The 13,549-nt window shown below is 64.9% G+C and carries 13 protein-coding genes; 12 read left to right on the forward strand and 1 reads right to left on the reverse strand.

Annotated elements, in window-relative coordinates; all coding sequences use genetic code 11:
* The first annotated feature begins 478 nt into the window (after window positions 1–478).
* The 4 genes from ACIPUD_RS35395 to ACIPUD_RS35410 all read left to right on the forward strand — a co-directional run bounded on the left by ACIPUD_RS35395 (window position 479) and on the right by ACIPUD_RS35410 (window position 3,237).
* The gene (locus ACIPUD_RS35395; RefSeq protein WP_345946471.1) at window positions 479–1,099 is read left to right on the forward strand and encodes a TetR/AcrR family transcriptional regulator; all 621 of its coding nucleotides are present in this window, start codon (window positions 479–481) and stop codon (window positions 1,097–1,099) included.
* A gap of 50 nt (window positions 1,100–1,149) precedes the next feature.
* On the forward strand, window positions 1,150–2,343 hold the full coding sequence (locus ACIPUD_RS35400; protein WP_247298570.1) for an MFS transporter: 1,194 nt from the start codon (window positions 1,150–1,152) through the stop codon (window positions 2,341–2,343).
* A gap of 135 nt (window positions 2,344–2,478) precedes the next feature.
* The gene (locus tag ACIPUD_RS35405) at window positions 2,479–2,889 is read left to right on the forward strand and encodes a DUF4118 domain-containing protein (protein ID WP_446482488.1); all 411 of its coding nucleotides are present in this window, start codon (window positions 2,479–2,481) and stop codon (window positions 2,887–2,889) included.
* A gap of 138 nt (window positions 2,890–3,027) precedes the next feature.
* A complete protein-coding gene (locus ACIPUD_RS35410) occupies window positions 3,028–3,237 on the forward strand; it encodes a hypothetical protein (RefSeq protein ID WP_018456179.1) in 210 nt (69 codons plus the stop codon).
* 257 nt (window positions 3,238–3,494) lie between these two features.
* On the opposite strand, the gene ACIPUD_RS35415 is transcribed toward ACIPUD_RS35410, so the two are convergent.
* Window positions 3,495–4,466, reverse strand: a complete 972-nt coding sequence (locus ACIPUD_RS35415; protein ID WP_247298573.1) for a LysR family transcriptional regulator — start codon at window positions 4,464–4,466, stop codon at window positions 3,495–3,497.
* 120 nt (window positions 4,467–4,586) lie between these two features.
* Here ACIPUD_RS35415 and ACIPUD_RS35420 point away from each other — a divergent pair, with 120 nt between their 5' ends.
* The 8 genes from ACIPUD_RS35420 (at window position 4,587) to rpe (ending at window position 13,330) form a co-directional block, all read left to right on the forward strand.
* Complete coding sequence (locus ACIPUD_RS35420; protein ID WP_085352578.1) at window positions 4,587–5,624, forward strand: class 1 fructose-bisphosphatase; 1,038 nt, start codon at window positions 4,587–4,589, stop codon at window positions 5,622–5,624.
* Window positions 5,625–5,637: 13 nt separating this feature from the next.
* Window positions 5,638–6,513, forward strand: a complete 876-nt coding sequence (locus tag ACIPUD_RS35425; RefSeq protein WP_063993396.1) for a phosphoribulokinase — start codon at window positions 5,638–5,640, stop codon at window positions 6,511–6,513.
* Between the two features lie 16 nt (window positions 6,514–6,529).
* Window positions 6,530–8,551 (forward strand): transketolase, encoded by a 2,022-nt coding sequence (tkt, locus tag ACIPUD_RS35430; protein ID WP_247402984.1) that lies wholly within the window; start codon window positions 6,530–6,532, stop codon window positions 8,549–8,551.
* A 14-nt stretch (window positions 8,552–8,565) separates the two neighbouring features.
* Window positions 8,566–9,651, forward strand: a complete 1,086-nt coding sequence (gene fba / locus ACIPUD_RS35435; protein ID WP_018456185.1) for a class II fructose-bisphosphate aldolase — start codon at window positions 8,566–8,568, stop codon at window positions 9,649–9,651.
* 31 nt (window positions 9,652–9,682) lie between these two features.
* Entirely contained in the window at window positions 9,683–11,143 is a 1,461-nt protein-coding gene (locus ACIPUD_RS35440) for a form I ribulose bisphosphate carboxylase large subunit (protein WP_085352576.1), read from the forward strand.
* An 11-nt stretch (window positions 11,144–11,154) separates the two neighbouring features.
* Complete coding sequence (locus ACIPUD_RS35445; RefSeq protein ID WP_018456187.1) at window positions 11,155–11,562, forward strand: ribulose bisphosphate carboxylase small subunit; 408 nt, start codon at window positions 11,155–11,157, stop codon at window positions 11,560–11,562.
* A gap of 98 nt (window positions 11,563–11,660) precedes the next feature.
* Window positions 11,661–12,596, forward strand: coding sequence for a CbbX protein (gene cbbX, locus ACIPUD_RS35450; protein ID WP_018456188.1), 936 nt, complete (start codon window positions 11,661–11,663; stop codon window positions 12,594–12,596).
* Window positions 12,593–13,330 (forward strand): ribulose-phosphate 3-epimerase, encoded by a 738-nt coding sequence (gene rpe / locus ACIPUD_RS35455; protein WP_018456189.1) that lies wholly within the window; start codon window positions 12,593–12,595, stop codon window positions 13,328–13,330. The genes cbbX and rpe overlap by 4 nt, the downstream gene beginning before the upstream one ends.
* Window positions 13,331–13,549: the final 219 nt, after the last annotated feature.

Below are 13,549 nucleotides of genomic sequence, written 5' to 3' on the forward strand. Positions count from 1 at the left end.
CATCGCGCAGGGAAGGCCGAGTGATTGGCTACACCTGTATGCTGCTGTGCGGTTTTCCTGCGTGTGCTTTTCGCGCAGCGGACCGCGGGTGCCAGCCGGCACCCGGCCTTCCCTGCGCCCTCTTGGACAAGAGGGTGAAGCGACGAAGCAAAGCTCGGGCGGAATCAGCCGCGAGGATGAGAAGGCATGTCTGCAAGTTGTAATGTGCGCAGGACCGCGATGTGGCCTGCGCCGTGGCGATGCCCGGCAGTCAGGCGTAACAACCTCAAATGTCGTCGTGGCGAAGGCCAGGACCCATACCGCGAGGTCTATCGATTTAAGGCGGTATCAATCCCACCGAACGAATGTCCGCCCAACCCCTTCCCTGGGATAATGGGTCCTGGCCTTGGCCAGGGGCGACGCCGGAGTTAGTGGCCCTACCGCCCCAATCACAACCAAGTGTCTTTGTTTGGAAACAAACATTCCCTATTATCCTGCAATGCAAAAAGCGGCCCGCAAATCCAGCTCCGTCGCCCGTTCGCCCGGCCGCCCGCGGGAGTTCGACATGGACACCGCGCTCGACAGGGCCGTCCGCGTGTTTTCCGAGCGCGGTTATCATGCCACGTCGATCGGCGATCTCACCGCGGCGATGCGGCTGGCGACCGGCAGCATCTACAAGGCGTTTCGCGACAAGCATGCGGTGTTTCTCGCCGCCTTCGAGCGCTACGCGGCGCTGCGCCAGGAGCAGACGCGCAGCGCGGCGGCAAAAGGCGCCAATGGCCGCGAGCGGCTGCGCAACATGCTGCTGTCGTATGTAGAGCATTCCCAGGGCAGCGAGGGGCGGCGCGGCTGCCTCGTGGTCGGCAGCGCGGTCGAATTGTCCGCGGTCGATCCGGTGGTCGCCGCCCTCGTCAGCGCGCGGCTCGAGACCAACGAAGGCTTCATCGCCGGCCTCATTCGCGAGGGGCAGGCCGACGGCTCGATTCCCCGCCATGTCGCCGCCGCCGACACCGCGCGCCTGATGATCTGCATCACGCAGGGCCTGCGCGTGGTCGGCAAGGCGGGCCTTTCGCTCGACGGCAAGCGCCTGGTCGCCGTCGCGATGAAGCTGCTCGCCTGAATTTTTGTCATATTAGGAAACGACCGTTTCCGAATCTGGAGAGCCTGTGAATGACGATGAATGCCACGATCGAGACCGCGCCGGATCCGGATGCGGTGTCGCAGCGACTGACCTTCGTGCTTGCCGCGGCCTGTGGCATGGTCGCCGCCAACATCTATTACGCCCAGCCGCTGATCGCCCCGATCAGCGCCGCGCTCGGCCTGTCGCATGAAGCGGCGGGACTGATCGTCACCATGACGCAGATCGGCTACGGCGTGGGGCTTCTCTTCATCGTGCCGCTCGGCGACCTCGTCGAGAACCGTACCCTGATTTGCTCCGTCATCACGCTCGGCGCGGCAGCCCTGCTCGCCGCGGGGTTCGCGTCCCACGCGCTGCCCTTCCTGATCGCCGCGTTGTTCATCGGACTCGGCTCGGTCGCGGTGCAGATCATCATTCCCTATGCGGCGCATCTTGCGCCGGCAGCCATTCGCGGCCGCGTCGTCGGCAACGTCTCGACCGGCCTGATGCTCGGCATCATGCTGGCGCGGCCGGTGTCGAGTTTCGTCACGGCGATGCTGTCGTGGCATGCAGTGTTCTTCTGCTCGGCCGCGTTGATGATCGTGCTCGCAGCGGTACTCTGGATGACGCTGCCGAAGCGCAGGCCGGTCGCGCGGATGCATTACGGCGAGTTGCTGCTGTCGATGCCGCATCTGGTGCGGACCACGCCGCTGCTGCGCCGCCGCGCGCTGTACCAGGCCAGCCTGTTCGGCGCCTTCAGCCTGTTCTGGACCGTGACGCCGCTGCTGCTCGCGAGCGAATTCGGCTTCACCCAGCGCGGCATCGCGCTGTTCGCGCTTGCCGGTGTCGCCGGCGTGTTCGCAGCCCCGATCGCGGGACGGCTTGCCGATCGCGGCCATAGCCGCATGGCCACGCTGGTCGCGCTGCTACTCGCGGCCGTAGGATTCCTGATTACGCATGTCGGCGCGCCCGGATCGGTGCTGAACCTCGCCTGCCTGGTCGTGGCTGCGATCGCGATCGACATCGGCGTGCAGGGCAACGTCGTGCTCGGCTTCCGCGCGATCTTCGCGCTGGGGCATGAGCACCGCAGCCGCCTGAACGGTCTCTACATGGCGACCTTCTTCACCGCGGGCGCGGCGGGCTCGGCGGTCGGCGCGTGGGCGTTTGCACAAGGCGGCTGGACGCTCGCATCGGCCTTTGGGCTCGCGCTGCCCGTCGCAGGCCTGGTCTATGCGGCCACCGAGTAGGGGCTGGTTGCTCCAATTAGCGATCCGGCCCGTTTACCAAGGCCGCCGGGTCGGCAATTTCCACCTCGCAGTTTCCCTGCCGCTGTAGTACTTTGGTCGCAAGCGAGCCTGGTTAACGGGCGGCAGGGGAGGCTGATGAGGCGTGCGGGGCTGGTTGGCGTACCGCGGGTACGACCATGGTCGTGGCAGGCGTTTCTGCTTGGATTCATCGTTGTCGCAATGTCGGCTGCGCTCCAGGGCGGCTGTGTCGCGCTCGGCGCAAAACTCTATTTCGCGGCGTTCCTGCCCAGCCTGTTCGTGCTCGGCATTATTGCGGGCGCACCGGCGGCGGCGTTCGCCGCACTACTCACCATTCCGCTGGTATGGTGGGCATTCATGCCGCCCTTCTTCGAGTTCAATTCGCTGACCAGCGCGCATGCCGATGCCATCAAGCTGTTCTGCCTGCTCGCCGTGCTGGTGATCGGCCTTGCCGATCTCTGCCGCGAGATCATCAGCCGCGGTGGGTTGAAGCCGCGGGGCGAGAGCGCGGCGACGAATTCGCAATAGGTCGGCCTTGTGCGGCCGCGCACGTTGCGCGCGGGCAACAGTCCGGAAACCATTCGCACGCTTGCTGTGCGGCGCTAACTTTTCGAAAAAGATTTGGCCGCAATTTCTCCCTCGGGAATGACGAGGGAGTTTTCGGACATGAACGGCCAAATCACCGGTCACGCCATCTTGGAGAACGTGCGCCGCTACCGCGGTATCGCATCGCTCTATCGCCAGACCGCTGCATTCCGCCCGGACCAGAGCTGGTCGCTGCTCGAGCAGGCGAAGGATTGGGAAGCGCGGGCGCTGCTGGAGCTGGAAGCCTATTTCGCCGCGCGGATGGACTACGCCCCTACACGCGCGGCCTGATCGTTAACCATCGGCGCGGCCTTGCGCAGGCCCGCCGAAGGGCCGGTCGTCGGGTCGTGCACGGAAAACACGGGGCGATTACGGAGTTATCTCGTCGCCTGTCTGTGCTAGCAACGTCCCGACCGAGACATCCCAATTCGGCCGGGGCAAGCGATGACCACCTTCAACCGCATCTTCACGACCGAGCGCCTGCTCCAGATCATCGTCATTCTCGCGGCTACGGTCGCGATGAAGCTGATGGGCTGAATTTCGACGGGCTATCGCGCGCCGAATTCGGGCACGTCGGGAAGATAGTTCGACCCCTCCGATCCCAAGAAATCGAACATCGCCTGCGCCGGCGGCAACAGCACCTTGTCGCTGCGGCGGATCACGTACCATTGCCGCACGATCGGCAGGCCCGCGACGTCGAGCACGATCAGCCGGCCCTCGGTGAGCTCGTGCGCCACGGTGTGGGCCGAGATGAAGGCGATGCCGAGCCCGGCGATGACCGCCTGCTTGATGGTCTCGTTGCTGCTCATCTCCATGCCGATGATCGGCTCAAGATCCGACCTCTGGAACATGCCTTCCATCAGTGTCCGCGTCCCCGAGCCGGGCTCGCGGGTGAGGAAGGTCTCGTGCACGAGGTCGGTGAGGTTGAGGCCGGAATCCTTCTCCAGCCAGTGCCCCTTGCGCGCGACGATGATGTGCGGATTGCGCCCGAGCTGCCGGACGTCGACGCTGACATCGGCCGGTGGCCGACCCATCACCGCGAAGTCGAGGTCGTAGCCGTGCATGGCCCCGCGGATCTCCTCGCGATTGCCGACCGTGAGCTTGATCTCGATCTTCGGATACCGCTTCGAGAATGCCGCGATCGCGTGCGGCACGAAATATTTCGCGGTCGAGACCGCGCCGAGATGCACCGTGCCGCCGGTTCGCCCCGCAAGCAGGTCGAGCGAACCCTGGCAGTCCGCGATTGCGGCCTCGACGCGCTCGGCGAGCGCCAGCACCTCCTTGCCCGCTTCCGTCAGCAGCATGCCGTCGCCGGTCCGCTGAAGCAGCGGCAGTCCGGCGAGATCCTGCAGCTGACGCAATTGCTGGGTCACGGCCGGCTGCGTCAGGCCGAGCTGGGTCGAGGCTGCCGTGACGCTGCCTTTTGCCGAGAGCGCCGCAAGCGAGCGAAGCTGCCGGATCGTGAGATGCCGGAGCTGTGCCGTCGAATGGACATTATAAGATAATTCTTTGGCGCTCATTATGAATAGAAATTTTCCTTATTAAGCCGCCCCTGTCAATCTCGTCGTTGTTGGCACTGGCCGCACCGACCTCCAGCGAGGAGGGAACTGGATGCGGCGCCTGCAAAGGGATGGACGCAGATGACCGGGCAACTCAGGCTGGACGACCACCTTCAGCGGTATTCCGAGACGGCGCCGCATGCGCTGGCCGTAGCGGCCGCGGTCGATGCCATCGCGGCGGCCGCGATCGAGATCGCCGATCTTATCGCCACGGGAGACCTTGCGGATGCGTCGGGCCTGACCACCGGCCGCAACAGCGACGGTGACGTGCAGCGCGATCTCGACGTGCAGGCGGATGCGATCCTGCGCCGCTGTCTCGGCAAGCTGCCGATCGCGGCACTGGCGTCGGAGGAGATGCGTGAACCGCAGATCGGTGACCGCGCGGCGAAGATCTGCGTCGCGATCGATCCGCTCGACGGCTCCTCCAATATCGACATCAACATGACCGTGGGCACGATCTTCTCGATCCTGCCCGCGCCCGACGATCTCGCGCTCGCCTTCCATCAGCGCGGCTCGGCGCAGCTCGCGGCGGGATTCGTCACCTACGGCCCGCAGACCTCGCTGGTGCTGACGCTCGGCGAGGGCGTCGACATCTTCACGCTTGACCGCGGGTCCGGTTGCTTCCGTCTCGCGCGTAGCGCCGTGCAAATCTCCGAGACCTGCGAGGAGTTCGCGATCAACGCCTCGAACCGCCGGCATTGGGAACAGCCGGTGCGCGCCTTCGTCGACGAATGCCTCGCCGGTGTGGAAGGGCAGGCCAACCACAATTTCAACATGCGCTGGGTCGGCTCGCTGGTGGCCGAGGCCTATCGCATCCTTACCCGCGGCGGCGTGTTCCTCTATCCCTCCGATTCACGGCCCGGCTATGGCGATGGCCGCCTGCGCCTCGTCTACGAGGCGCACCCGATGGCTTACATCGTCGAGCAGGCCGGCGGCTCGGCTTCGACCGGGCGCGAGCGTATCCTCGAACTCTCGGCGCAGAGCCTGCATCAACGCGTGCCGCTGATCATGGGTTCGAACAACGAGGTGCAGCGCGTCGAGGAACTGCATTGCGATCCCTTGCTGGTCGCCAGCGTCTCCGCACCGCTGTTCGCGCGGCGCGGCTTCTTCCGGCTCTGAGCGAGGCGCCCCGATGTCCAGGAAGCATCCGATCATCTCCATCACCGGCTCTTCCGGCGCCGGCACCACGTCGGTCAAGAAGACCTTTGAGCAGATCTTCTTCCGCGAGAAGGTCAACGCCGCCTACATCGAAGGCGACGCCTTCCATCGCTACGATCGCGCGGAAATGCGCACGCAGATGGCGAAGGAGGCCGATCGCGGCAACAGGCATTTCAGCCATTTCAGCCCCGAGACCAATCTGTTCGAGGAGCTGGAGCGGGCGTTCCGCGACTATGGCGAGACCGGCACGGCGACGACGCGGCACTACGTCCACGACGCCGAGGAATCCGCGCTGCATGGCGCCGCACCCGGCACCTTCACCGAATGGAAACGGCTGCCGGAGAGCTCCGACCTTCTGTTCTACGAGGGCCTGCACGGTGCTGTCGTTACCGACAAGGTCAACGTCGCGCGTTATGCCGACCTCAAGATCGGCGTCGTGCCCGTTATCAATCTCGAATGGATCCAGAAGCTGCACCGCGACCGCAGTGCGCGAGGCTATTCGACCGAGGCCGTTACCGACACCGTTCTGCGGCGGATGCCCGATTACATCCACTACATCTGCCCGCAATTTTCCGAGACCGACATCAACTTCCAGCGTGTGCCGACGGTGGACACCTCCAATCCGTTCATCGCGCGCTGGATCCCGACGCCGGACGAGTCGATGGTCGTGATCCGCTTCAAGAACCCGCGCGGCATCGACTTCCCCTATCTGCTCTCGATGCTGCCGCAAAGCTGGATGTCGCGTGCCAATTCGATCGTGTGTCCCGGCGCGAAACTCGATCTTGCGATGCAGCTGATCCTGACGCCGCTGATCATGCAGCTGATCGAGCGTAAGCGAAACCTGAAGTGAACGAGGGGAGGATCCGATGAACATCTCCGTCCACGCCGACGCTGACCTCACGGCGGTATCGCATAGCGATCTCGCCAACGCCGTCCGCTTCCTCGCGGTCGACGCCATCGAGACTTCGCAGTCCGGCCACCCCGGACTGCCCATGGGCATGGCCGATGTCGCCACCGTGCTGTTCTCGCGCTTCCTGAAATTCGACTCGGCTCACCCCCATTGGCCGGATCGCGATCGCTTCGTGCTGTCGGCGGGCCATGGCTCGATGCTGCTCTATGCATTGCTCCATCTCACCGGCGGCGACGTCAGCCTCGATGACATCAAGGCGTTCCGGCAATGGGGCTCGAAGACGCCGGGCCATCCGGAATATGGCCATACGCCGGGCGTCGAGACGACGACCGGTCCGCTGGGGCAGGGGATTGCGACCGCGGTCGGCATGGCACTCGCCGAGCGCATGGCCAATGCGCAACATGGCGACGGCCTCGTCGATCATTTCACGTACGTCATCGCCGGCGACGGCTGTCTGATGGAAGGCATCAGCCAGGAAGCGATCTCGCTCGCCGGGCATCTCGGGCTGGGCCGCCTGATCGTGCTGTTCGACGACAACGGCATATCCATTGACGGCCCGACCTCGCTTGCGACCTCCGATGACCAGCTCGCGCGCTTCGCTGCCTCCGGCTGGTCGGTGCGCGGTGTTGACGGGCACGATCCCGAAGCAGTTGCGCAGGCGATTGCCGAGGAGCGTGAGAGCACAAGACCGTCGCTGATCGCCTGCCGCACCATCATCGGCTTCGGCGCGCCGGATCGTCAGGGCACCGAGAAGGCGCATGGCGCGCCGCTCGGCACGGAGCAGACGGCCGCGGCGCGGCGAACGCTCGGCTGGGACTATCAGCCCTTCGTGGTGCCTGTCACGATCCTGAAAGCATGGCGGATGATCGGGCAGCGCGGGCAGGTCGAGCGTCTCGCCTGGCTCGATCGCTATGAATGCGCGACGCCCGAGCAGCGCGACCTGTTTATCGAGGGCAAGGCGGTTGCCCTGCCGAACGCCTATGCCCAGGCCTCGGCGAAATTGCGCGAGCGCTTTGCCACCGAGCGTCCGAAGCTCGCGACGCGGCAGGCGTCGCAACAGGTGCTCGACGGCATCGCCGAGACGATTCCCGGATTTGTCGGCGGCTCGGCGGATCTCACGCATTCGAACCTGACGCATGCCAAGGCGCAGACCCCGGTCAAGCGCGACGCGTTCGCCGGCGATTACATCCATTACGGCATCCGCGAGCATGGCATGGCGGCCGCGATGAACGGCCTCGCGCTGTACGGGGGCTTCATTCCCTATGGCGGCACCTTCCTCGCGTTCTCCGATTACAGCCGGCCGGCGATCCGCCTTGCGGCCTTGATGCGGATCCGCGTCATTCATGTGATGACCCATGACTCCATTGGCCTCGGTGAGGACGGCCCCACGCACCAACCGGTCGAGCATCTCGCAGCGCTCCGCGTCATTCCGAACCTGCTTGTTTTCCGGCCGGCCGACGCGGTTGAGACGCTGGAAGCATGGGACTGCGCGCTCCAAGCTGAAAATCGTCCCTCCGTGCTGTGCCTGTCCCGTCAGGCGCTGCCGACCTTCCGCAGCGATGTCCGCGGGAGGAACCGCGTCGCACGCGGCGCCTATCTGATCGTTTCGCCGGACGGTGGCCGCGACGTGACGCTCATCGCAACGGGTTCGGAAGTGTCTATTGCGCTGGAGGCGGCCCGCCTGCTCGCTACCGAGCACGTCCGTGCGGCCGTGGTCTCCGCGCCCTGCTTCGCGTTGTTCGAGGAGCAGCCGGAGGATTACCGCGCCGCTGTGCTCGGCACCGCGCCGCGGGTTGGCATCGAGGCGGCAGTCGTCGGCGATTGGCACCGCTGGATCGGAACCGAGGGCGAATTCGTCGGCATGCGCGGCTTCGGCGCTTCGGCGCCGGCCCCGGTGCTCTACCGCGAATTCGGCATCACGCCGCAAGGCGTTGCGGAAGCCGCCCGGCGGGCGATGGCCCGCGCCGGCAAGCAATAACAGGAGGATTTGTCGTGGCCCGTATCACTCTTCGTCAGCTGCTCGACCACGCCGCCAGTCACGGCTACGCGGTGCCGGCGTTCAACATCAACAACATGGAGCAGGGCATCGCGATCATGCAGGCGGCGGCCGAGGTCGACGCGCCCGTCATCATCCAGGCTTCGCGCGGCGCGCGCAGCTATGCCGGCGACCTCATGCTCTCGCACATGATCGATGCGCTGGAGCGGACCTATCCAGACATCCCGCTCTGCCTGCACCAGGACCATGGCAATGACGAGGCGACCTGCGCGTCCGCGATCGCCCATGGCTTCACCTCGGTGATGATGGACGGCTCGCTCAAGGCCGACGCCAAGACCGCGGCCGACTACGACTACAACGTTGCGATCACCCGCCGCGTCGTCGATCTCGCGCATTGGGTCGGTGCCTCCGTCGAAGGCGAGCTCGGCGTGCTCGGCTCGCTCGAGCATGGGGGCGGCGAGCAGGAGGACGGTCACGGCGTCGAAGGCACGGTCAGCCATGATCAGTTGCTCACGGATCCCGACCAGGCGGTCGACTTCGTCCGCGCTACCAAAGTCGATGCGCTCGCGATCGCGATGGGCACCTCGCACGGCGCCTACAAGTTCAGCCGCAAGCCGGACGGCGACATTCTGGCGATGCGGGTGGTCGAGGAGATTCATCGCCGGCTGCCGAACACGCATCTCGTGATGCACGGCTCTTCCTCGGTGCCTCAGCCGCTCCAGGACATGTTCAACCAGTTTGGCGGCGAGATGCCGCAGACCTGGGGCGTGCCGGTCGAGGAGATCGTCCGCGGCATCACGAGCGGCGTGCGCAAGGTCAATATCGACACCGACTGCCGGCTGGCAATGACCGCGGTGTTCCGGAAAGTGGCCGCGCAAACGCGCTCCGAGTTCGATCCGCGCAAATTTCTCAAGCCCGCCATGGATGCGATGCGCGAGCTCTGCCGCGAGCGCTTCGAGCAGTTCGGCACCGCAGGCCACGCCAGCGGTATCAAGGTCGTTCCCTTGAGCGAGATGGCGCGGCGCTACCGCGCCGGCGATCTCGATCCGCGCGTCGACGCCCGCGAGCCCGTCGCGGCCTAATCATTCAGAGAGAGAAGAGCAGGAGAGAGCCATGAATGCACATGCAGGAACCGTCCGCGGCAAGGAAAGATATCGATCGGGCGTGATGGAATACAAGCGCATGGGCTATTGGGAGCCCGACTACGTGCCCAAGGACACCGACGTCATCGCGCTGTTCCGCGTCACGCCGCAAGAGGGCGTCGATCCGATCGAGGCGTCAGCCGCAGTCGCCGGCGAATCCTCGACCGCGACCTGGACGGTGGTGTGGACCGATCGGTTGACCGCCGCCGAGAAGTATCGCGCGAAATGCTACCGCGTCGATCCGGTGCCGGGCACGCCGGGCTCGTACTTCGCCTACATCGCCTATGACCTCGACCTGTTCGAGCCGGGCTCGATCGCCAACCTCTCGGCCTCGATCATCGGCAACGTATTTGGCTTCAAGCCACTGAAGGCGCTGCGGCTGGAGGACATGCGTTTCCCGGTCGCGTATGTGAAGACGTTCCAGGGACCGGCCACCGGCATCGTGGTCGAGCGCGAGCGGCTCGACAAGTTCGGCAGGCCGCTGCTCGGCGCGACCGTCAAGCCTAAGCTCGGCCTCTCGGGCCGCAATTACGGTCGCGTGGTCTACGAGGCGCTGAAGGGCGGGCTCGACTTCACCAAGGATGACGAGAACATCAACTCGCAGCCGTTCATGCACTGGCGCGACCGCTTCCTTTATTGCATGGAGGCGGTGAACCGGGCGCAGGCGGCCTCCGGTGAGGCCAAGGGGACCTACCTGAATATCACCGCGGGAACCATGGAGGATATGTACGAGCGCGCCGAGTTCGCGAAGGAGCTCGGGTCCTGCATCGTCATGATCGATCTCGTGATCGGCTACACCGCAATCCAGTCGATGGCGAAATGGGCGCGCCGCAACGACATGATCCTGCATCTGCATCGCGCCGGTCACTCGACCTACACGCGGCAGAAAAGCCATGGGGTGTCGTTCCGCGTCATCGCCAAGTGGATGCGGCTCGCCGGCGTCGATCACATCCATGCCGGCACCGTGGTCGGCAAGCTCGAAGGCGATCCCAACACCACGCGCGGCTATTACGATGTCTGTCGCGAAGACTTCAACCCGGCCAAGCTCGAACACGGCCTGTTCTTCGACCAGTCATGGGCGAGCCTGAACAAGATGATGCCGGTCGCCTCCGGCGGCATCCATGCCGGCCAGATGCACCAGCTGCTCGACCTGCTCGGCGAGGACGTCGTGCTCCAGTTCGGCGGCGGCACCATCGGCCATCCCATGGGCATCGCGGCCGGCGCGATCGCCAACCGTGTGGCGCTGGAAGCGATGATCCTCGCCCGCAACGAGGGCCGCGACTACGTCCACGAAGGACCGGAGATCCTGGCCAGGGCGGCCGAGACCTGTACGCCGCTGAAAGCTGCACTTGAGGTTTGGAAGGACGTCTCCTTCAATTATGAATCCACCGACACGCCGGACTTCGTGCCGACCGCGCTCGAAACCGTTTGAGGAGATTTGACATGAAGCTGACCCAAGGCTGCTTCTCATTCCTGCCCGATCTGACCGACGACCAGATCACCAAGCAGGTGCAGTATTGCCTGACCAACGGCTGGGCGGTGAACATCGAGTTCACCGACGATCCGCATCCCCGCAACACCTATTGGGAGATGTGGGGCCTGCCGATGTTCGATCTCCAGGACGCCGCCGGCGTGATGATGGAGCTCGCCGAATGCCGCAGAGTGTATGGCGACCGATACATCCGCCTCAGCGGCTTCGACTCCAGCCATGGCTGGGAATCGGTGCGGATCTCGTTCATCGTCAACCGCCCGCCGCAGGAAGCCGAGTTCGAGCTGGTGCGGCAGGAGGTGAGCGGACGCGCGATCCGCTACACCACCGTGCGCCGGCAGCTCGCGCACGCACCAACCTAAGTCATTCTCCTCCGCGCGGAGCACTCCCTGCTCCGTTTCCTTGGCGGACCACTGCTTCGCCGCTCCCCCGCGGCGAAGCCCTTTTCTTCGAGGTGCCGATGCTGGATGTTCCCCACGCCATGACCACTGAGCCCGGCGAGACCAGTTTCGATCTCCGCAAGGAGGCCGAAGAGGCTGGAATCACGGGCACGCTGCAGCAGCTCGAGCAGGAGCTGATCGGATTGAAGCCGGTGAAGAGCCGCGTGCGCCAGATCGCGTCGCTCTTGCTGATCGAACGTATCCGGCAGCGTGCGGGATTGGCTTCGTCGCCACCGACGCTGCATATGTCGTTTACCGGCAATCCCGGCACCGGCAAGACGACGGTCGCGCTGCGCATGGCAAAGATCCTGCACGGCCTCGGTTTCGTGCGGCGCGGGCAGGTGATCTCGGTGACGCGCGACGATTTGGTCGGCCAGTATATCGGCCACACCGCGCCGAAGACCAAGGAGATCCTGAAGAAGGCGATGGGCGGCGTGCTGTTCATCGACGAGGCCTATTATCTGCACCGTCCCGACAACGAGCGCGACTACGGCCAGGAGGCGATCGAGATCCTGCTCCAGGTGATGGAAAACCAGCGCGAGGACCTCGTCGTGATCCTTGCCGGCTATGGCGAGCGGATGACGAGCTTCTTTGCCTCTAATCCCGGCTTCCGTTCGCGGATCGCGCATCACATCGACTTTCCGGACTATGCGGAAGCCGAGCTGCTCGTCATCGCCGAGCTGATGCTGAAGGAACGGGGTTATCGCCTCTCGGCGGCGGCGCGCGAGGCGTTCGAGAAATACATCGCGCTACGTCGGACCCAGCCGTTCTTCTCCAATGCGCGCTCGATCCGCAACGCCGTCGACCGCATCCGCCTGCGGCAGGCCGATCGGCTGGTGTCCGATCTCGACCGCATGCTCGATATCGCCGACCTCGAAACGATCGATCCCATGGACGTCCTGGCGAGCCGCGTCTTCAGCGGCGGTGCGGACGCGCAGGGGAGTGCGAAGCCATGACGAGAGAAATCCTCATCGCGCCGTCAATCCTGGCTGCGAATTTCGCCCGCCTCGGCGAGGAGATCGTGGCGATCGATGCGGCGGGTGCCGACTGGATTCACTGCGACGTCATGGACGGGCATTTCGTCCCGAACATCAGTTATGGCGCGGACGTCATCAGGGCGATCCGGCCGCTGACGAAGAAAATGTTCGACGTGCATCTCATGATCGCGCCCGCCGATCCCTATCTCGAAGCGTTCGCGAAGGCCGGCGCGGATGTCATCACGGTGCATGCCGAAGCCGGTCCGCACCTCGATCGCTCGCTCCAGGCCATCCGCGCGCTCGGCAAGAAAGCCGGCGTCAGCCTGTGTCCCGCGACTCCCGAAAGCACGATCGAATATGTGCTCGATCGCCTCGACCTCGTCCTGGTGATGACGGTCAATCCGGGCTTTGGCGGCCAGTCCTTCCTCGAATCCCAACTCGAGAAGATCGGGCGTATTCGAAGCATGATAGGCGACCGGCCGATCCGACTCGAGGTTGACGGTGGCATCACGCGCGACAATGCCGCCGCCGTGGCCGCTGCGGGCGCCGATACGCTTGTAGCGGGCTCCGCCGTGTTTCGCGGCAAGAGCAGTGCGGACTATGCCGGCAACATCGCGGCCATCCGCGCCGCTGCGGAAGCCGGCAGGGTTCCGATGCTGCAACATAGTTCGGCGCAGACAATGCGTGCCGGTGAGCCCGCGCTCATCCGGTAGACTGCCGGATACAGGCGGGCGAGCCGGCACCGTAATGGGGTGTGCCAGGGCGTGCCCCTTTGCACTGCAGATATACGAGGATGACCCACAACCCTAGCCTTGGCCTGCGGTAAGGTCCGAAGCGTTGAGTCCGCGCTGATTGGAACTTTCGCCTCGATACGCGTTTGCCTAGAAACAAGCGAGTCAAGCGCGCGGCGGGCGCAGCAAATCTTTTGCACA

The organism is Bradyrhizobium sp. CAR08 (genome assembly GCF_052871955.1).